At 46.8% G+C, this 17,958-nt stretch carries 17 protein-coding genes; 14 read left to right on the top strand and 3 right to left on the bottom strand.

The genetic code is table 11. The features are described from left to right. Positions 1–553: 553 nt before the first annotated feature. Both QUA01_RS26520 and QUA01_RS26515 read left to right on the top strand, forming a co-directional pair. The gene (locus QUA01_RS26520; protein WP_194012426.1) at positions 554–826 is read left to right on the top strand and encodes a hypothetical protein; all 273 of its coding nucleotides are present in this window, start codon (positions 554–556) and stop codon (positions 824–826) included. Then, positions 823–1,521 (top strand): energy-coupling factor ABC transporter ATP-binding protein, encoded by a 699-nt coding sequence (locus QUA01_RS26515; RefSeq protein WP_442921593.1) that lies wholly within the window; start codon positions 823–825, stop codon positions 1,519–1,521. Before QUA01_RS26520 ends, QUA01_RS26515 begins: the two co-directional genes overlap by 4 nt. A gap of 80 nt (positions 1,522–1,601) precedes the next feature. Here the strand turns inward: QUA01_RS26515 and QUA01_RS26510 are convergent, their stop codons facing one another. Beyond that, positions 1,602–2,387 (bottom strand): DUF4058 family protein, encoded by a 786-nt coding sequence (locus QUA01_RS26510; protein ID WP_333093483.1) that lies wholly within the window; start codon positions 2,385–2,387, stop codon positions 1,602–1,604. Positions 2,388–2,590: 203 nt separating this feature from the next. Between QUA01_RS26510 and QUA01_RS26505 the strand changes: the two genes are divergently transcribed. The 5 genes from QUA01_RS26505 (at position 2,591) to QUA01_RS26485 (ending at position 6,666) form a co-directional block, all read left to right on the top strand. Further along, the gene (locus tag QUA01_RS26505) at positions 2,591–2,851 is read left to right on the top strand and encodes a hypothetical protein (protein ID WP_333093482.1); all 261 of its coding nucleotides are present in this window, start codon (positions 2,591–2,593) and stop codon (positions 2,849–2,851) included. A gap of 143 nt (positions 2,852–2,994) precedes the next feature. Then, positions 2,995–3,207, top strand: a complete 213-nt coding sequence (locus QUA01_RS26500; protein WP_193974922.1) for a helix-turn-helix domain-containing protein — start codon at positions 2,995–2,997, stop codon at positions 3,205–3,207. A gap of 20 nt (positions 3,208–3,227) precedes the next feature. After that, entirely contained in the window at positions 3,228–3,440 is a 213-nt protein-coding gene (locus tag QUA01_RS26495; protein WP_333093481.1) for a helix-turn-helix domain-containing protein, read from the top strand. Positions 3,441–3,649: 209 nt separating this feature from the next. Beyond that, a complete protein-coding gene (locus QUA01_RS26490) occupies positions 3,650–4,141 on the top strand; it encodes a hypothetical protein (RefSeq protein WP_333093480.1) in 492 nt (163 codons plus the stop codon). 104 nt (positions 4,142–4,245) lie between these two features. Beyond that, positions 4,246–6,666, top strand: a complete 2,421-nt coding sequence (locus QUA01_RS26485) for a tetratricopeptide repeat protein (RefSeq protein ID WP_333093479.1) — start codon at positions 4,246–4,248, stop codon at positions 6,664–6,666. Between the two features lie 210 nt (positions 6,667–6,876). Here QUA01_RS26485 and QUA01_RS26480 read toward each other — a convergent pair whose 3' ends face one another. Continuing rightward, a complete protein-coding gene (locus QUA01_RS26480; protein ID WP_333093478.1) occupies positions 6,877–7,110 on the bottom strand; it encodes a hypothetical protein in 234 nt (77 codons plus the stop codon). Between the two features lie 270 nt (positions 7,111–7,380). Next, the gene (locus tag QUA01_RS26475) at positions 7,381–8,889 is read right to left on the bottom strand and encodes a UbiD family decarboxylase (RefSeq protein ID WP_194012422.1); all 1,509 of its coding nucleotides are present in this window, start codon (positions 8,887–8,889) and stop codon (positions 7,381–7,383) included. Between the two features lie 80 nt (positions 8,890–8,969). Here QUA01_RS26475 and QUA01_RS26470 point away from each other — a divergent pair, with 80 nt between their 5' ends. From QUA01_RS26470 to QUA01_RS26440, 7 genes are all read left to right on the top strand, one after another. After that, on the top strand, positions 8,970–10,379 hold the full coding sequence (locus QUA01_RS26470; RefSeq protein WP_333093477.1) for an NYN domain-containing protein: 1,410 nt from the start codon (positions 8,970–8,972) through the stop codon (positions 10,377–10,379). 303 nt (positions 10,380–10,682) lie between these two features. Next, complete coding sequence (gene pstS, locus QUA01_RS26465; protein WP_333093476.1) at positions 10,683–11,711, top strand: phosphate ABC transporter substrate-binding protein PstS; 1,029 nt, start codon at positions 10,683–10,685, stop codon at positions 11,709–11,711. A 266-nt stretch (positions 11,712–11,977) separates the two neighbouring features. After that, positions 11,978–12,979: a phosphate ABC transporter permease subunit PstC gene (gene pstC, locus QUA01_RS26460; protein WP_333093475.1), complete on the top strand. Its 1,002-nt coding sequence runs from the start codon at positions 11,978–11,980 to the stop codon at positions 12,977–12,979. Between the two features lie 2 nt (positions 12,980–12,981). Beyond that, complete coding sequence (pstA, locus tag QUA01_RS26455; protein ID WP_333093474.1) at positions 12,982–13,962, top strand: phosphate ABC transporter permease PstA; 981 nt, start codon at positions 12,982–12,984, stop codon at positions 13,960–13,962. Between the two features lie 165 nt (positions 13,963–14,127). Beyond that, complete coding sequence (pstB, locus tag QUA01_RS26450; RefSeq protein WP_333093473.1) at positions 14,128–14,979, top strand: phosphate ABC transporter ATP-binding protein PstB; 852 nt, start codon at positions 14,128–14,130, stop codon at positions 14,977–14,979. Between the two features lie 178 nt (positions 14,980–15,157). Beyond that, on the top strand, positions 15,158–16,429 hold the full coding sequence (locus QUA01_RS26445; protein WP_333093472.1) for an APC family permease: 1,272 nt from the start codon (positions 15,158–15,160) through the stop codon (positions 16,427–16,429). Between the two features lie 42 nt (positions 16,430–16,471). Then, entirely contained in the window at positions 16,472–17,881 is a 1,410-nt protein-coding gene (locus QUA01_RS26440; protein ID WP_333093471.1) for an NYN domain-containing protein, read from the top strand. Positions 17,882–17,958: the final 77 nt, after the last annotated feature.

Genomic DNA, 17,958 nt, shown 5'->3' with positions numbered 1-17,958 from the left:
CGATCGCGCTTGAGCCAGTCGTCGAGTACATCAAAGATGCCTCTTTCGGTCTGGGCGCGTCCGACTGCGATTGTCATTTACGCAAATCTCCAAATAGATATAATTACAACGGATTTTTCTCTAATCATCAGTCTGCTACCGTTGCCTCTGCTTAGCAGAAAACTAGTAGGATTATGAACAGAGTTTACTTTTCTTTACCGTATTCAAAATTATAAAGGTAATTCTTTACAAAAGCAAGTCTTTCTTAAATAACTTCCTGATTTCGACTTGTCCTCGGAAGTTCTCGAAGTTCTCGAATCAACCGGGAATGCCAGCATCTGGGGCTTAGCAAAAAGCATTTTTTTATTTTACTGCTGTCCTCCTACAGCGCTGGTTATAGGATCTCGAAGAGTTCGTGAGGACACGCAAAATGCTGGCGCGCAAATGCTCCCGCACCCAGCAGGGCGCGCACTCACGATCATTGGGCTACAGAAACTGGGTTTTTTCTACACAATACTTCGTTACATCTATATATACTGAGGAGAGAGTTCCAAACTTAGGTTTTTAAGACTATATGTTCAGCATTGACATGATTGTGAAGAACACGCCCGTCTCGCTGTCGGTGCAGCGGAAGCTAGCCGAGGACGCTGAGGCTGTTTACCAGCAGGTTGTAGAAGCGATTCGCAACTCGCAACCGCAAATTTTGGAACTCACTTGCGAGAAAAATCCTGAGAAAAAGGTAGCTGTGCTCAGCAGCGAGATTTCTGGGGTGGTGATTTCTCAGAAATCGGGGGCGGCTTCTTCAGGTAGGGCTCCCGGTTTTGTCTCGATGACATTAGGAGAATGAGGGCTGGGGGTGTTGGTGCCGGTATGGGCCAGTCAGCGGTTGCTGTGCGGGATTTGGGTTTTTGCTGGCCGTCGGGCGATCGAGTTTTGCAAGGTTGCTCTCTGGATGTACCAAAGGGAGAGTTTTGGATGCTTTTGGGTACTAACGGTAGCGGCAAATCTACACTGCTGAGGCTGATGGCTGGGCTGCTGCACCCCCAGTCGGGCGAAATTGATCTGGGCGGGCGTGTGGGTTTTGTGTTCCAAAACCCGGATCACCAGTTGGTGATGCCGACGGTGGGTGCGGATGTGGCTTTTGGTTTGGTGGATGAAAAGCTTTCTAATCTTCAGGTGCGCGAGAGGGTGGCTGAGGCTTTGGAGGCTGTGAATTTGCTGGATTTGCAACGGCGGCCGATTTATGCTTTGAGTGGGGGACAGAAGCAGCGGATTGCTTTGGCTGGGGCGATCGCCCGTCACTGCGAAATTCTGCTGTTGGATGAACCGACGGCTTTGTTAGATCCTGATTCTCAGTTGGATTTGGTGGCGGCGGTGCAGCGGTTGGTGAAAAATCGCGGGATTACTGCTTTGTGGGTGACTCATCGTTTGGATGAGTTAAATTATTGTGATGGGGCTTTTTTGTTGGAAAAGGGCCAAGTTGTCGATCGGGGAGATCCGGCGCGTTTGAAGCAGCGGTTGATGCAAAGTCAGGATGTTTAACTATTTGATGAGGTTTGTCGTAAGGACTTTAGTCATATCTTATAAAAAGAGGACTGAAGTCCGAACGATCGAACAGGTGTTCATCGCAATTGGCGATCGCGCAACAAAGCATCTGCCCAAATTGTATCGGCTTCGGACAGCGCTGGTATGACTTGCCAGTTGCGATAATCTATCTTGAGGTCGTAACTTGCGATGTCGTAAATTTGAGTGAATAATTCCTGCAAGTTGATTACAGGTTCAGTGTCGCCCGATCGCAGTGGCAGAGGAAAAGCAGGCATCGGGTTTTGCAAGTTAAAAGCGTACAAATCGGCTTTGGGACGGCGATTTCCCCGACACACCAAAACACTATAGTCGCTTTCAATGTTATTGCCAATAACTGGCATTTTTTGACCGCGCCGCAATAAATCTATTTCTATTAAATGAGTGCGACTGGATAAGATTTCTTCTCGCTTTTCTTCGTACATTTGTCGCCCTTTACCTGTTCGCTTATTAGTAGGCGAGAGAATTTCAATAAGAGTGATTAATTCTTGGCTTCCCCTTTCTCTAATCTCTAAATAGCCTTCCCGAACCTGGTAGGGCATGGGAAGAGTTACGGTTATTGCTTGTGTCGGTGGCGCTGCAACGGCTATGTTTGATGTTATTAATTCGGTTTTGGTTTTTGGCTGAATTACGTTTACATCAGGAATGCCAATTGATAAATTGTCGTCAGCGGTTTCATACATTCTCACTTCTACAGACACTAAATACTTAGGACGTAATTGCGGAGATAATAATCTGGCAATTTCAATAATTAGCCAGTGGTGTAGGGCATGCCAGAGTTCGGGATGCTCTAAATACGGGTCCATACCGGGAAAGGGAGATGGCATTGATGTGACTCCTTGACTCAAATCTATTTCCAGTTTAGCAATACTTTTCTGACGCGAATGGCTTGGGAATAGCTTTTAGGGCATAGGTTCGCTTGTTGCAGATGATGACTGAAGGCTCGATCGAGCTTTTGCAATAATAGGTTCGATCACACATCTTGCACTTATTGCGATATTCCCTCGGTGGTTTAAACCCCTGCTGGAATATGGCAACAAATGCAACATATCAGTTCGATCGCATTAACTTTCCATCGACAATTGCATCGGAATTGGAACGCTATTTTCATCCAACACAGACACCGCATTTACGAAAACAATTGTATGCGGGACTGCGGGCATTAAGCGGCGCAGTGCATTTAGGTAAGATTCGGCATCGGGACGGCGGGCGAAACGGGCGACTGTTAACCGCTGACAGTTGGGGAGGTGGCGAATTAGATGCCAAGGTTGAAGTCGATCGCGATAAGTGACTTGTTTTGGTATCATAGGAAAATCCTTCCCACTTTTGTGGGTGGTGAATGAAAGGCGATCGCTCTGCGACCTCAGAAATCAAGGGCGATCGCTTGTTTATAGTTTATATTCAACACGAATACTCGAGTGTTGTCAAGAGGGAATGGGACGAATTAGGCTGCGAGTTCGAGAATTTGCTCAAGAGAAGGGTTGGAATCTGACAGAAGTCTCCAAAAGAACAGGTATTCCATATACCACGATTATTACCTATGCGAACTCTCAAGGTATGGCAACTGTTGACTACACAGCTTTGGACAAGATGGCCCGTGCGTTCGATATTGCGATCGAAGATTTAGTTGAGATTTTGGAACAATAAACTGATTTGTCAGCGGGAAGATGGGGCTAATACGGTTGCGAGTTCGAGAACTAGCTGAGGAGAAGGGTTGGACATTAAAAGAAGTTTCTGACAGAACGGGCATTCCCTACAGCACGGTCAAAAAATACGCGCAAGCTCCTAAACTGGCAACAGTAGACTACACGGCTTTGCAGAAACTTGCTGCTGTTTTCGATTTGATGATTGAAGACTTGGTTGAGGTTTTGGAAAATTAGGGGAGAGGGCGATCGCACGGGTGGTCAGAAACCGGGTTTTTTCGAGAATACTTCGTTAGATCCCGCAGATTCAGAAAAAACCCGGTTTCTTGGCTCGAAGCGCGTAAGTCCTGACTGATTTGTCGCTCTTGGCAGTAAAAATACGGGTCTTGGAATTTTCCTACTGTAGACTAAAGTCAGGAGTTGTTTAGTCTGCCGGAGTTAGATAAATGCCGATCGATCGTCTGTCTGACATGGAAGAGAACTTGGAAGATCTGAAAGAGCAATTAGTGGGCAAGGTAAAGGCTCTAAATTTTGCACCACAAGAAGAAAAGATCCGAATTAAACAGCAAATCCGAGAGCTACGCAAGGAGATTCGGGAACAGGAAGAGGAGTATTGGCAGGTTTTCGCTCAGCAAACGAAAACGGTGGAAATTCCCGAACAGGAAGCTGAGATTATTGTTGCCGAGATAGTCGAAGAAGTTGGGCAAATTGAAGTGCAGCGACAGTATCCCGATGAGGTAATTCAGATTTTGCAGGAGATTCGGGACAGGCTGAACCAACCGGGATCGACAGCAGCCGCGAAACTCAAAGGCGTAATCTCAAGCATTCCGCCGTTTGTAGGAATTTCCTACGAGGCTGAATTGGATACAGAGAATTTTTTCCAGCAGCATTTCCCAACGTTTAGGAAATGGTCTAAGGAATTAGCAAAAAAGTCCTAGACCTGGAGCGAAAAACACCGAATCCAGGTTTCACAAGTTTTTACCAACTATACGATATTCCCTCCGAACTCGGTTCAAAAAACTTTGTCGGACGGGATGAGGAAATGCAGGAGTTGCACGGATTGTTGCAGGATCGGATCCGCGTTGCCATTGCCGCTGCGTCGGGAATGGGCGGCATCGGCAAGACAGAATTGGCATGGCAGTATGCAACTTTTCACCGCGAACACAACACCTATTCAGCGGGGATTTGGTGGCTGTTTGTGCGGGAAATCGATTTAGCGCCGCAGGTGTTGCAGAAAGCGCTGCGAATGGGAATTGTGCCGCCGGATACTCTCGACAATCTGGAGGAACGGTTGCAGTTTTGCTACGAAGAGTGGGCAAAACAAACCTCTGGCAATGCTCTGCTGGTATTGGATGATGTCAACGATTACCGGGCGGTGCAGCCGTTGCTGCCTAGAAATCCCCGCTTTAAGGTGTTGCTGACAGCGCGACAATTTGTGCCGTCGCCTGTGGGGTGTTTGCCGTTAAAAGTGTTGAAACCAGAGGCGGCGCTAAACTTGCTGCGGCTGACGGCAGGGGATTTGCCAGGAAACGGGCTGGGACGGATTGATGCCCAGCTTGAAGATGCTCAAGCGCTTTGTCAGTGGTTGGATTATTTGCCTTTGGGCATCGAACTGGTAGGGCGCCATCTGCGGCGCAAGCGGGCGCTCTCCTTGGCAAAAATGCTGGAACGGTTGCAGAGTCAGCGATTGGAGGCGGGGGCATTGCAGGAGGCGGAACCTGGGATGACGGCTAGGCACGGAGTGGCAGCAGCTTTTGAGTTGAGTTGGGCGGAGTTGAAACCTCCGGCGCGGACGCTGGGGTGTCTGCTGAGCGTGTTTGCTCTGGCTCCGATTCCTTGGGAGTTGGTAGCCGAGTGTTTGCCAGATTGGGATGAGGAGGATTTGGAGGATTGTCGGGATTACGAACTGCTGGAACAGAGTTTGCTGTCGCTGGTGGAGGATGAAACCTCAGATTCGGGTCAATCTGGGCTGGTACAGCCACGCTATCAACTTCATGCTTTGATTCGGGAGTTTTTTGTGGCCAAATTGCAGGGGCGCGCCGATGCTGAGATTTTGCGGAGCAACTTTGCAGTGGTGCTGACAGCGGTGGCGAAGACGATTTCGCAGACTGTGACGCTGAAGGTGCAGGAACGGGTGAAGGAGGCGCTGCCTCATTTGGAGGTGGTGGCGGAGCAATGGTCGCATTTGCTGGAAGATAATGATGCTGTGTGGTCTTTCACGAGCTTAGGGTGGGTTGCTCAGGGACAGAGTTCTTGGGTAGAGGCAGAGAAGTGGTACAAAGCTTGCCTCCAGATGACAGAGCAACGCTGTGGAGCCGACCATCCCGGCACGGCAACGAGTTTGAACAATCTGGCAGAGCTATACCGTGCAATGGGACGCTACCTGGAGGCCGAACCCCTGTATGTGCGATCGCTCTTTATCTGGGAGCAACAGCTCGGAGCTGACCATCCCCAGACGGCTATGAGTTTGAACAATCTGGCAGGGCTGTATTATGCAATAGGACGCTACGCGGAGGCGGAACCCTTGTTCGTGCGATCGCTCTCTATTTACGAGCACCAGCTCGGAGCCGACCATCCCCATACTGCTCAGAGTTTGAACAATCTGGCAGAGCTATACAGTGCAATGAGACGCTACTCGGAGGCGGAACCGTTATTAGTGCGATCGCTCGCCATCACAGAGCAGCAGCTCGGAGCCGAGCATCCCCACACGGCTATGAGTTTGAATAATCTGGCAACTCTGTACTATGCAACGGGACGGTACGCGGAGGCAGAACCGTTATTAGTGCGATCGCTCGCCATCTGGGAGCAGCAGCTAGGAACCGACCATCCCCATACTGCTCAGAGTTTGAACAATCTGGCAGAGCTATACCGTGCAATGAGACGCTACTCGGAGGCGGAACCCTTGTTAGTGCGAGCGCTCTCTATTTACGAGCAGCAGCTAGGAGCCGACCATCCCGATACGGCTATGAGTTTGAACAGTCTGGCAGGGCTGTACAAGTCGATGGGACGCTACGCGGACGCGGAACCCTTTTATGTGCGATCGCTTGCCATCACAGAGCAGCAGCTAGGAGCCGACCATCCCGATACGGCTATGAGTTTGAATAATCTGGCAGGTCTGTACGAGTCAATGGGACGCTACCCGGAGGCAGAACTCTTGTATGTGCGATCGCTATCTATCAGGGAGCAGCAGCTTGGAGCCGACCATCCCGATACGGCAAGTAGTTTGAACAATCTAGCATTGCTGTACCGTGCAATGGGACGCTACCCGGAGGCGGAACCATTTTACCTGAGAGCATTAGAAATCTGGTTTAACCGATTGGGAGAGAATCATCCCAACACCCAAACCACTTGGAGCAATTTCATTTATTGTCTCCAGAAGGCTATGTCAGTGGGTCAAGACTCGGAACTTTCCCAGCATCCAACAACGCAAGCAATGCTTAAGCAACTTCGGGAGACGGAGTAGCTGTTGTTTAAATTAGGATTTACGCACGAGTGGCCAGAAACCGGGTTTTTTCCAGAATACTTCGTTACAGCCCGCAGATTTGGCAAAAAACCCGGTTTCTCTGACGAAGCGCATAAGTCCCGATCGCACTTAATTCGATCGCCACTTCTAAAAATCGCAAAAATCTTCAATCCCTTGCTCGATTAGTAACCCGCAATGTGAAATAGTGGGTTACGCAACCTCTTCTAACTCAGGAATATGTTCAGCTTCATAGTTTTCGATTAAAACACCAATAACATCCATCATCGAAGCAAGGGGATGGCTTTTGTTCTCGCCCACTCGATCTATTAGGCTATCTAGTAGTTCGACTAAACGCTTATATTCCTGTTCCGTGTGAGGAACAAAAACCGTTTTAGTAAGAGATGACCAAGCCGCAATTGTTCGATCGATATCAAGATTTTGCATTATTCTTTCCACCTCTCTTCTTCTTTGGTATTGACAACAAGGCAATGCCCATTGGTATCAACTTAAGGTAAAACTCATAGTCCGGCAAGGGTTGAAACCCCTGCCTCAAAGCGAAAGTCCTCTCAAAGAGGACTAATGAGTTCTTCAGTCCTCTTCAGAGGACTTTAGCTATTAGACAGGGAATTCATTCCCTGGCGGACTCGCGGGATGACTAACGGACTTGGTGGGCTGATAGCTTAAATTGACACTAATGGGCATTACCTAACTCCCCTACCTCATCTCATAACCAAACAAATTTGGATCGACCTCACCCAAATTCAAATCTGCCAAACCATACTCCGCCCAACGCCGCTCGACCATCGCCGCCACATCAGGATCGGACTCCAAAACTTCCCCCCATTCGTGATCCGTTTCCGGCGGCATCTTCGTAGTAGCATCAATCCCCATTCTGCCTCCCAAACCAATTTTTTCACTGGCAAAATCTAACGTATCAAAGGGCGTATTCGGCAGAATAAATACATCCCGAACTGGATCGACTTTAGAACTAATTGCCCAAACTACTTGACGCGGGTCGCGAATGTTGATACTTTTATCGACAACAATCACAAACTTAGTGTAAGTAAACTGCGGTAATGCACTCCAAAATGCTAAAGCAGCCCTGCGCGCTTGACCGGGATATGCTTTATCAATCGAGATAATTGCGGCTTTATAACTAAGCGCTTCCATCGGTAAGAAGAAATCGACAATTTCCGATACTTGCTGCCGCAAAATAGGGGTATAAATACGGTTAAGCGCGATCGCCATCATAGCTTCTTCCTTCGGCGGCCGCCCGCTAAATGTGGTTAGATAAATCGGGTCTTTGCGGTGCGTCATGCAGTTGAATCGAACCAGCGGCGAATCCTCCACGCCGCCGTAATAACCCATGTGATCCCCAAAGGGCCCGTCGGGCAGAACTTCCCCCGGCGTAATCGTTCCTTCTAACACAATTTCCGAGTCCGCCGGTACTTCCAAATCTACGGTTTTGCACTTCGCCAATTGCACGCCGGAACCGCCGTAAAGTCCGGCAAATAACCATTCCGATAAATCTACAGGAATTGGCGTTGCTGCGGCGAGAATAATCAGCGGGTCAACTCCAAGGGCGATCGCAACTTCCAATTTTTTACCAGCCTGCGCCGCTTTCCGCAAGTGTCGCGCGCCACCACGGACAGATAACCAGTGGACAGTCATCGTGTTTTTTGACTGCAATTGCAAGCGATAAACGCCCACATTCGGCGTGCCGGTTTCGCAATCTTTGGTAATTACTAAACCGAGGGTGATAATTTTGCCCGCATCTCCCGGATAGGGGCGAATCATCGGGATTTTGTTCAAATCCACGCCTTCCCCTTCAAACACCACTTGCTGACAAGCTGGGAAGAAATCACGGCCTGGTTTGGCTTTCACTACGTCGAACAAGACTTTGCCGAATTCTATGGCTTGGGATATCTTTTTCGGCGGTTTTGGCTGTTGTAGCATTCCCAATTTTTTGCCGAGCTCTTCTAGTTCGATCGGCTTTTCCATGTTCATCGCCCAGCAAACGCGCTCTTCCGTACCCAACAGGTTGATGGCGACGGGAAATTCGGCCCCTTTGACGTTTTCAAACAAAAGTCCAGGCCCGCCCTTGATTAGCATTTGGTTGGAAATTTCGGCAATTTCGAGGTCGGAATCGACTAAAGCGCTAATTCGGCGCAGTTGTCCCCGTTCTTCGAGCAGTTTTAGGAATCCCCGCAAGTCTCTAGCCATTTTCTTTAAGAATTGTTAAGTGTAGTTATTTTATTATTAGCCCATCGGCCACCATAAAGTTAAGCTACCCTTGTCAGTTAATGAAAAATCCCCGACGTTCGCCCGATCGATTTCGCCACAGCCCTCGTTCCCGCGGCCAGCAGTTTTATCAGTCCCAAGCTGTTAGCCAACATGGTTTTCAGCCTCAATCTCCGTTGAGTTGCGAAGGCGCGGACAGTACGAGTTCCCCAGAAACAGCCGTAAAGTGCGATCGGGAAATTGCGATTTTGCTGCTAGATGCAGAAAACATGAAACTCGACATTAATGCGGAAAAGTTTTTAGCCAGTTTGTGCAGCTATCCCCTGCAAGTTAAGATTGCTTTTGCTAACTGGAAAAACCCCAGTATCGGTAAGCTGGATACTGAATTGTACGATCGCGGTTACGAACTAATTCACGCTCCGGGCGGCGCTAACACCGCTGACGGTAAAATGATTGCCTTTGGTGCTGCTATTTTATACCGCTATCGGGATGTCCGAGAAGTTTTTGTTTGTTCCTCCGACGGTTTGTTAAATCACCTCTGCAATCAATTACAAAATCAGGGATTGACTGTGTTTCGGGTACGCCGTCAAAATGCTATCTTGTCCGTAGAAAATCATCTAACCGGGGAGAGCAATCACTATTCTTGCGAACGTAAAATAGAAATCCCTACATTTCCAGAACTGGCAAATCAAATTTCTGAATTATTGAAAACTGAACACCAATTAATCGACGATCGGATAGCTAGGCTTTCTAGTGTTGTTGAGCTTTTTCAAGAGCGTCGCGCTCTCGAATTCACTTCTATAAATTCCACCCATATAGAAGCATTCGCATCAGCCCAAAAAGATATGATCTGCGAACCAAAAGAACCGGCAATTTCCGACGTTGTTGGTGCAAATATTGAACAGGAAAAATTGCTAGAAACTGTCCCGGCTAATCCCGTGACGATCGATTCACTGGAAGTCTTAGAAAAGGTACTTATAAAAATTATTGAATTAGAGATAAATAATTCCCCAAATAATGCTATTAATATAGCTGAACTTAAAAAAATATTTTTCAACCGATGTCAAGTTCAGGCCGATCATATAGTGAAAACTTTCTTGGTTAATTCCAGTTTAGTTAAATTTTTGAAATCGCGTTCTTCGGTATTTCAATTGACAGCGATCGGGAGCGAGCATCACGTGAAAATAGTCCGAAAATCTTCGGATTCAAACACTTCTCCATCTGCCACACTGGAATCATCTTTAGCAAAAATTTTGATAGCTTTAACCGCTCAATCTCCAGGCGCTTACATTTCGACTATCCTAGTAGCAGGTGAATTTAACAAGCAATACGGTCAACCAATTACTAAAAAGCTGAAATCGCTGGATTTGGGCGAGAAATTTATAGATTTTTTGCAGTCTTGTCAAACATTTAAAGTCAAGAAAGAGGGTAATGATTATCAAGTGGCGATCGCCCCTGGCTCATATTTTTAATCTAATTAGGACTTATGCAGGGGGATAGGGAACCGGGTTTGTGTAGGAAAAAACTTGATTGTGACCCGCAGATTTAGTAAAAAACCCGGTTGCTTTGGTCAGGAGTACGTAAGTCCTGCTAATGTTAACCATATATTAAAGAAAGGTTATCGTTTTTGCAGCCATTTCTTAATCATTAAAAACTTAATGTGATGTTAACCAAAATTTAAAACAAGCTTATTCTTTTAGATCCTTTTCTTTGGATGTTTCAGTCTATCCTATGGAGGAGATTTGCAAAGTCGGCTATTAAGGGAGAGGAGGAATATGAATTTTTTCACAGGACGTTGGCGACGTAGTTTTATAGTGACACTAGCAGCAGCAGCATTTTCGCTGACTTTGATTAGTTCCGCTGTAGCAGCCGTCACACTAAACGGTACGGGAGCAACTTTCCCCAAACCTCTTTACGATCGCTACTTCTCTCAGATGAGAAGTGCAAATCAAATTACTGTAAACTACGAAGGAACTGGCAGCGGTGCTGGCATCAAAGCATTCATTGGAGGCAATGTTGATTTCGCAGGCAGCGACGCGCTGATGACGGCGGCGCAAATAGCCGAAGTAAAGCGCGGCGTCATGGCAATTCCCACTGCTGGCGGTGCTGTTGCAGTTGTTTACAACTTGCCCGGAGTGACCAATCTGAGGCTAAATAAGGATGCCATGAACGGCATCTTTGAAGGCAAGATTACTCGCTGGAATGATCCTATAATAGCCGGAATTTCTGGACAAGCTAAAAACTTGCCAAATACTCCCATTCGAGTAGCTGTACGCGCAGATAGCAGCGGTACAACCTTTATTTTTGCTAATCACTTGCAGGCAACTGGTAGCAGCATCAAAGCTGCCGCTCAGCCGAGTTGGCCAGGAAGCCCTGTCAGGGGTCAAGGAAACCCCGGCGTAGCTGCTTTGGTGAAGAATACAGCGGGTGCAGTTGGCTACGTTCAAGATACTTATGCTCGGCAAAACAAGCTCCAAACAGCATTTATTCAAAATAAAGCTGGCCGGTTTGTAGATCCTAGCTTGGCTGAAGCAGAGAAAGCTTTAGCAGGGGAAACATTCCCCGCCGACTTCCGCTTAGTAGAAGGCAATCCTAACGACGGTTATCCGATTGTTGGTTTGACTTGGCTGTTAATCTACAAACAGTATCCTGCGGCGAAAGCAGATGCTATTAAAAAGATGGTTAATTGGGTGATGACTACAGGTCAAGGTATCAACAAACAGCTAGAGTATACCTCGATTCCGCAAGGTACAGCTCAAAAGGTGATTCAAACAGTGAATCAGAGCGTGGTTGCTAGAGGTTAATTCAATTTTTTTCCAATAGTTATGAGTTTTGAGTTAAATGTATGACTCAAAACTCATACATTGCATTTATTAAGGTGCAGGGACGCACAATGCTATCTATTTCATTAATCAAAGATTTCGCTGTTTACCAGAAAGAATTGGTTTAACGCCTCTCCCTGATCGGTAGAAATTAAAAGCAGACGATTCATTACTCCAATCCTCTTCCTTCCATGTCAACTGTCAACTGTCAACTGTCAACTGTCAACTGAATGAAGCCATAACTCGGTATGACCAATTTTTCAAAGAAACCGAAAAAATTGACTCGGAAGCCGGCAGCAATCAACACCCACGTAGATTTGACTGATACGAAGGGTGAAGGTTTGTGGCTGGAGTCGGGATTTACTGTATTTGTATGGGCTTTTGCTTTAGCGACGGCGGGCATCCTGTTCTGGATGAGTGGAATAATTTTTAAGGATGCTTGGCCTGCTATTAGCAAGTTTGGACTGGAGTTTTTGTGGAATCCCAAATGGGATATCGGCGAGTTGCAGTTTGGGGCTTTGCCGTTTATTTACGGTACGGTGGTTAGTTCTGCGATCGCCATTATCATCGCAATTCCTTTAGGACTTTCTGTAGCTATCGTTACTAGCGAGAACTTTTTGCCAATTTGGGTGCGATCGCCCTTGGGATTCATGGTTGAATTAATCTCAGCCATTCCCAGCGTCATCTTTGGACTTTGGGGAATTTTTGTTTTAATTCCCTTTCTGCTGCCTTTACAGCAGTCCCTGTTCAACAATTTCAGTTGGTTTCCCCTCTTCAGCAGCGAACCTTTTGGACCGGGAATGCTGCCCGCTGGAATACTTTTATCGATTATGATTCTGCCCACAGTAGCCGCCATCAGCCGCGATGTTTTGCTATCAGTTCCAGTAGATTTGCGAAGTGCTTCCATGTCCCTCGGTGCCACCCGCTGGGAAACCATATTTAACCTGTTATTGCCAGCAGCAAGTTCGGGAATTATCGGAGCGACTATCTTAGCATTGGGACGCGCTTTGGGCGAAACAATGGCTGTGACAATGGTAATTGGCAACTCAATTCAAATCAACAAATCTATCTTAGCTCCCGGCTACTCAATTCCCGCCGTTCTGGCAAGTCAATTTCGAGAAGCTCAAGAAGAACTGCACATCGGCGCTTTAATGTATTTAGCCCTAATTTTATTTGTCATCACCCTGTCGGTGAACGCAATTGCAGTATTGCTGGTTCAGCTAATCGGTGTTAAGGGAGCTAAGAATTAAAGATGACTCAAGCACAAAAATCAAACAGTATTCTGGATGCAGAAATCTACAGCCCCCTGTCGCTGAGCCGAAATTTGTTCAGCCGGGGAATGACAGTTATCGCCTTCGCTCTTACAGCTCTAGCCCTGCTGCCTTTGTTCGCTATTTTGTACAAAATTTTAGGGGAAGGACTGACACATTTGAGCTGGGAAGTGCTAGTATCTCTCCCCGCACCCGTGGGAGTTGAAGACCAGCCCAACGGCTTTGCAAATGCGATTCTCGGCACAGTTTTAATGGTAGGAATTGCGACATTAATTAGCGTGCCTATCGGGGTGATGACGGGAATATTTATGTCAGAGTTTGGTAGAGAAAATAAAGCAATTGCCAATACAATCCGCTTTATTACCGTTATTCTCAGCAGCGTTCCCTCAATAGTTGTCGGCGTGTTTGCTTACGCTTTAATTGTCATTACAACTAAAGCATTCTCAGGATTAGCCGGCGGTGTCGCCCTCGGCATCATCATGCTTCCAGTTGTCGCATTAACAACAGAACAAGCTTTAAAATTAGTGCCTGCCTCTTACCGCCTCGCTTCTGCTGGCTTGGGAGGCGGACGCTTTCAAACTATTTTTCGGATTATTATTCCCTCAGCACTTCCGACTATTACCACAGGCATTTTACTCGCAGCTTCCCGTGCCGCCGGCGAAACAGCACCCCTAATTGTAACTGCCTTGTCGAGCCAATTTTGGCCCCCTTTAGTTGAGAAATTGGGCGAAATAGTTCAGTCTCCCGTCGGTGCAGAAACCATCTCAAAAATCCAAGAAATTCCCGAGACACTGCTGACTCCAACTCCTTCTATGTCAGTCTTAATATACAGTTACGCCAGCTCTCCTTACAAGGAGCAGAACGAATTGGCCTGGACTGCTGCTTCTGTTCTTTTAGGAATGGTTTTGGTTACTAGCTTAGCCTCCCGCGCCGTCACTCGAAAACGCTTGCAAGATAGGTAAATTGCGTAGGAAGGAAGAAGGAAGAAGGAAGAAGGAAGAAAACAACTATCTGTGTATTTGTGACTTGGGAAATCAGTGCATAGCTATCAAGACGAACTAAATCAGACCATCGAGTAAATTTCTGCATCTAAAAATCTCCCACCACCCCTAAAAAAACTGCAAATAATGAAACCGAAAAGCAACTTAAAAGCTGAAAAAAATAGCGACAAATTTCTTGAAGATGCGACTCCTGAAATCGACCCCAATGCCATGCCAGCCTTGCGGGTTCAGGACTTGAGTTTTTACTACGGAACTCACAAAGTGCTCGAAAATTTGTCGATGAATATTCCTCACCCGCAAGTAACGGCAATTATCGGCCCTTCTGGTTGTGGCAAATCAACGTTTCTTAAAGCTCTCAACCGCATTGGCGAATTGGAAGGAAAAGTTCAAATAAAAGGCAGGGTGGAGTTTTTTGGACAGGATATTTACAGTCCTAAAGTCAATATTAATAGTTTGCGCCGCCAAATGGGGATGGTGTTTCAAAGACCGAATCCTTTTCCGCTGAGCATTTACGATAATATTGCTTACGGAGTCCGCATTTTTGGTCGCAAAAGCAAAGCAGAGTTAGACGAAATTGTGGAGTTTTCCCTAAAAAGTGCGGCGCTTTGGGATGAGGTGAAAGACAATTTGAAGAAGTCGGCGCAGGGGATTTCTGGCGGACAGCAGCAGCGCCTTTGTATTGCTCGCGCTTTGGCGGTGAAGCCAAAAATTCTGCTGATGGATGAGCCTTGTTCTGCTCTCGATCCGATTTCTACTATGAAGATTGAGGAGTTGTTTCAAACTCTGCGGCAGCAGTTAACTGTGGTGATTGTAACGCACAATATGCAGCAGGCTGCTCGGGTTTCTGATTATACGGCTTTCTTTAATACTGATGAAAGTCGCATCGGCCACATGGTGGAATTTGGGCCGACAAGTCGGATTTTTACTTCTGCAAGCCATGCGAGTACGAGGGATTATATTCAAGGTCGTTTCGGTTAATACTGACATCTTGAACCTCTTTCAGAACAGGCTGTCCGGCCTGTTCCACAACAGACAAATATTTTTGTGTAGCTGGCATTTTGCCTGCTATAGTTATGTCTTCAGAACAGGCTGTCCGGCCTGTTCCACAACAGACAAATATTTTTGTGTAGCAGCAGGCATCTTACCTGCCATAGTTATGTCTCCCCCACTTTTAAAGCGAGAATTGGGTGTTTTTGGCGCAACTCTCATGGGCCTGGGCTCGATTGTTGGTACGGGAGTATTTGTGAGTACCGGAATTGCGGCGGAAATTGCCGGGCCGGGAGTGATTTTGGCTGTGGGTATCGCTGCTTTGGTTGCTGTTTGCAATGGCTTTAACAGCGCTCAATTGGCGGCGAGTCACCCTGTTAGCGGCGGTACTTATGAATACGGTTACAAATATCTCAATCCTGGGCTGGGTTTTACAGCCGGCTGGATGTTTTTGTTAGCTAAAACTGCTTCGGCTGCTACTGCTGCTTTGGGTTTTGCGGGGTATTTTTTAAATGCAGTTGGTGTTGCCGATCGCACTTACCTGATCCTAACAGCTTTAGTCGCCCTCGCCGCCCTCACTTTAATTGTATTGGCGGGAATTAGGCGATCGAATATTGCCAATACTGTCACAGTCTCAGTTACACTCTTATCTCTGGCTGTCTTTATCGCTGCAGGTTTGCCAGAAATCAGATGGGAAATAGCCACTGTACAAAATGATAGTTCGATCGGCTCCATCCTCCACGCCACCGCCCTAATGTTTGTCGCCTACACCGGTTACGGCCGCATCGCCACAATGAGCGAGGAAGTGCGGGAACCGAGTAAAACCATTCCCAAAGCCATAATTTTTACTTTGGTGCTGACAATGCTGCTTTACCTGGCGGTAGCAATAGTCTTTGTTGGCGCGGGGGGAGCTGATAAATTGTCCCTGCAAACAGGCGGCACGGCTGCACCTTTGGAAGTCCTCGCCCGCAGTTTCCCCACTCCGGGAGTTTCGCAACTGTTAGCCGTCGGCGCAATTACCGCTATGTTGGGAGTCTTGCTGAACTTAATTTTAGGGCTGTCGCGCGTCTGGCTGGCGATGGGGCGGCGGCTGGATGTGCCCAGAGTCTTGGCGCGGCTGAATCCCTCGGGCACAACGCCCTATGTGGCTGTGGTATTTGTCGAAATTACGATCGCACTTTTAATTTTAGTCGGCGATGTCAAAACCACTTGGTCTTTCAGTGCCTTTAGCGTTTTGATCTACTACGCTATCACCAACCTCGCAGCGCTGCAACTTTCCCCCGCCGAAAGGCTTTACCCGCAGTGGCTGGCTTGGGTTGGATTGGCTGCGTGTCTGTTTCTGGCTTTCTGGGTGGAGAGGGAAATTTGGCTGACTGGATTGGCGTTAATTGCAGCAGGTTGGGTTTTGCGGGCGATCGTCCGGCAGCCGACAAGAAACTAACATTATGATAGATTGAGACACCATCCCGCATTGTAGAGGGCCATGCCCGATCGAACTTCCTTCCTAGCCACTCAAGAATCAGTCGCATTCAGCGCCATCAGTCGCTATATCGCTCAAACACTAATTGCCATTCAGGAACAACATCCCGAATGGATAGCTGAAAAATACAGGAAAACCCCCTGGGCCAAACCTGATTTTCAGTCAGTTTTGATTGAAAAATTGACCAAAAGTTTCCAAGTAGCCAGCGATACCAAATCCCTGCTGCAGACTGCCAAAAAATATCTCCAAATTCTGCTGATTCCAGAATTCATTAATTCATCTCAATTCAGCAAAATATTTGCCCAAATTCAGCAGCTAGCCACAGCCCCAATAGCACCAGCCCCATCACAAAACTCACTTTCCCCAAAACCTCCAACTCCCACCGCAAACCAAACACATTCGCTTCCTGTCGGCATAGCCATCTTGCTGCTAGATGTCGAAAACTTGCAACTCACCATCGAAACCGAAAAATTCCTAGAAGGAATTTGCCACTATCCCATCCAAATCAAAGTAGCCTTTGCCAACTGGCGCAGCATGGGCAAAAAAGATGCCGAATTTCACCAGCGCGGCTATCAACTGATTCACGTCCCCCCCGGCAAAGACAGCGCCGACTTAAAAATGGCAACAGTAGGCGCATCAATTTTCGTACATTATCCCACAGCAAAAGAGATTTTTGTCTGTTCGTCCGATCGCGCCCTCACCCACCTCAGCAATACACTACAAGCCCACGGATTAACCGTATTTCAAGTCCGCAAGCAAATAGATCAAATCATAGTTTTAAACAGTAAAACCGGACAAGTGGAAACCCATTCCCTCGTGACTTTACCCGAAATAACACCCGTAGAACAATTAGTTATTCAGCTAAAAGAATTAATCAAAAAAGAGCAAAAACTCACCTCAACCCAGTGGATTAAAATTTCCAGAATTTCAGCTTTATTTACAGAAAATTACGGTTTAGTCCTAAGTCAAATAGTTTCCCAGCATCTCCTAGGAACTAAAACCAGAGATATATTTCTCAAATATCCCACCGATTTTGTTCTTCACAAACCCTCAGAAAAATCTCAAACTTATGTCACTCTCTTTGAAGTTAAATCGCCCCCCCCACCGCCCATACTTAACAAAGAAAATGTGAATCACACCCAAGCAGCACCGACCAGCTTAACCAATATTAATTCTCTCGAAGACTTGGAAAAAGCTATAGTCAAAATAGTTGGCGACTTAACCGACAACTCTCCTCAAAATTCTGTATTTCTCTCCAATGTAGGCAGCGAATTTCACAGACAATACGGCAAACAAATTACCCAAACAATTAAAGAGTTTAATTTCGGCAGAAAACTCCCTAACTTTTTGCAATCATGCACTTCTCTCAAGCTAAAAAAAAGCGAAAAAGGCTGGCAAGTTTCCCTAAATTAATTATTGGTTATTGGTTATTGGTTATTGGTTATTGGTTATTGGTTATTGGTTATTGGTTATTGGTTATTGGTTATTGG

Origin of the sequence: Microcoleus sp. S36a_B3, assembly GCF_036700745.1 — a bacterium.
GTDB lineage: Bacteria > Cyanobacteriota > Cyanobacteriia > Cyanobacteriales > Microcoleaceae > Microcoleus.
The sequence above is the reverse complement of the archived record's forward strand: the minus strand, read 5'-3'. Positions and strand labels throughout refer to the sequence as shown.

Bases quoted from the DNA above. Each gene is read 5' to 3' on its own strand.
- QUA01_RS26490 (WP_333093480.1), top strand. From the start codon at position 3,650: ATGCCGATCGATCGTCTGTCTGACATGGAAGAGAACTTGGAAGATCTG.
- pstS (WP_333093476.1), top strand. From the start codon at position 10,683: ATGAATTTTTTCACAGGACGTTGGCGACGTAGTTTTATAGTGACACTA.
- pstA (WP_333093474.1), top strand. From the start codon at position 12,982: ATGACTCAAGCACAAAAATCAAACAGTATTCTGGATGCAGAAATCTAC.
- QUA01_RS26495 (WP_333093481.1), top strand. From the start codon at position 3,228: ATGGGGCTAATACGGTTGCGAGTTCGAGAACTAGCTGAGGAGAAGGGT.
- QUA01_RS26485 (WP_333093479.1), top strand. From the start codon at position 4,246: ATGCAGGAGTTGCACGGATTGTTGCAGGATCGGATCCGCGTTGCCATT.
- pstB (WP_333093473.1), top strand. From the start codon at position 14,128: ATGAAACCGAAAAGCAACTTAAAAGCTGAAAAAAATAGCGACAAATTT.
- pstC (WP_333093475.1), top strand. From the start codon at position 11,978: ATGACCAATTTTTCAAAGAAACCGAAAAAATTGACTCGGAAGCCGGCA.
- QUA01_RS26445 (WP_333093472.1), top strand. From the start codon at position 15,158: ATGTCTCCCCCACTTTTAAAGCGAGAATTGGGTGTTTTTGGCGCAACT.
- QUA01_RS26475 (WP_194012422.1), bottom strand. From the start codon at position 8,889: ATGGCTAGAGACTTGCGGGGATTCCTAAAACTGCTCGAAGAACGGGGA.
- QUA01_RS26480 (WP_333093478.1), bottom strand. From the start codon at position 7,110: ATGCAAAATCTTGATATCGATCGAACAATTGCGGCTTGGTCATCTCTT.
- QUA01_RS26515 (WP_442921593.1), top strand. From the start codon at position 823: ATGAGGGCTGGGGGTGTTGGTGCCGGTATGGGCCAGTCAGCGGTTGCT.
- QUA01_RS26520 (WP_194012426.1), top strand. From the start codon at position 554: ATGTTCAGCATTGACATGATTGTGAAGAACACGCCCGTCTCGCTGTCG.
- QUA01_RS26470 (WP_333093477.1), top strand. From the start codon at position 8,970: ATGAAAAATCCCCGACGTTCGCCCGATCGATTTCGCCACAGCCCTCGT.
- QUA01_RS26440 (WP_333093471.1), top strand. From the start codon at position 16,472: ATGCCCGATCGAACTTCCTTCCTAGCCACTCAAGAATCAGTCGCATTC.
- QUA01_RS26500 (WP_193974922.1), top strand. From the start codon at position 2,995: ATGGGACGAATTAGGCTGCGAGTTCGAGAATTTGCTCAAGAGAAGGGT.
- QUA01_RS26505 (WP_333093482.1), top strand. From the start codon at position 2,591: ATGGCAACAAATGCAACATATCAGTTCGATCGCATTAACTTTCCATCG.
- QUA01_RS26510 (WP_333093483.1), bottom strand. From the start codon at position 2,387: ATGCCATCTCCCTTTCCCGGTATGGACCCGTATTTAGAGCATCCCGAA.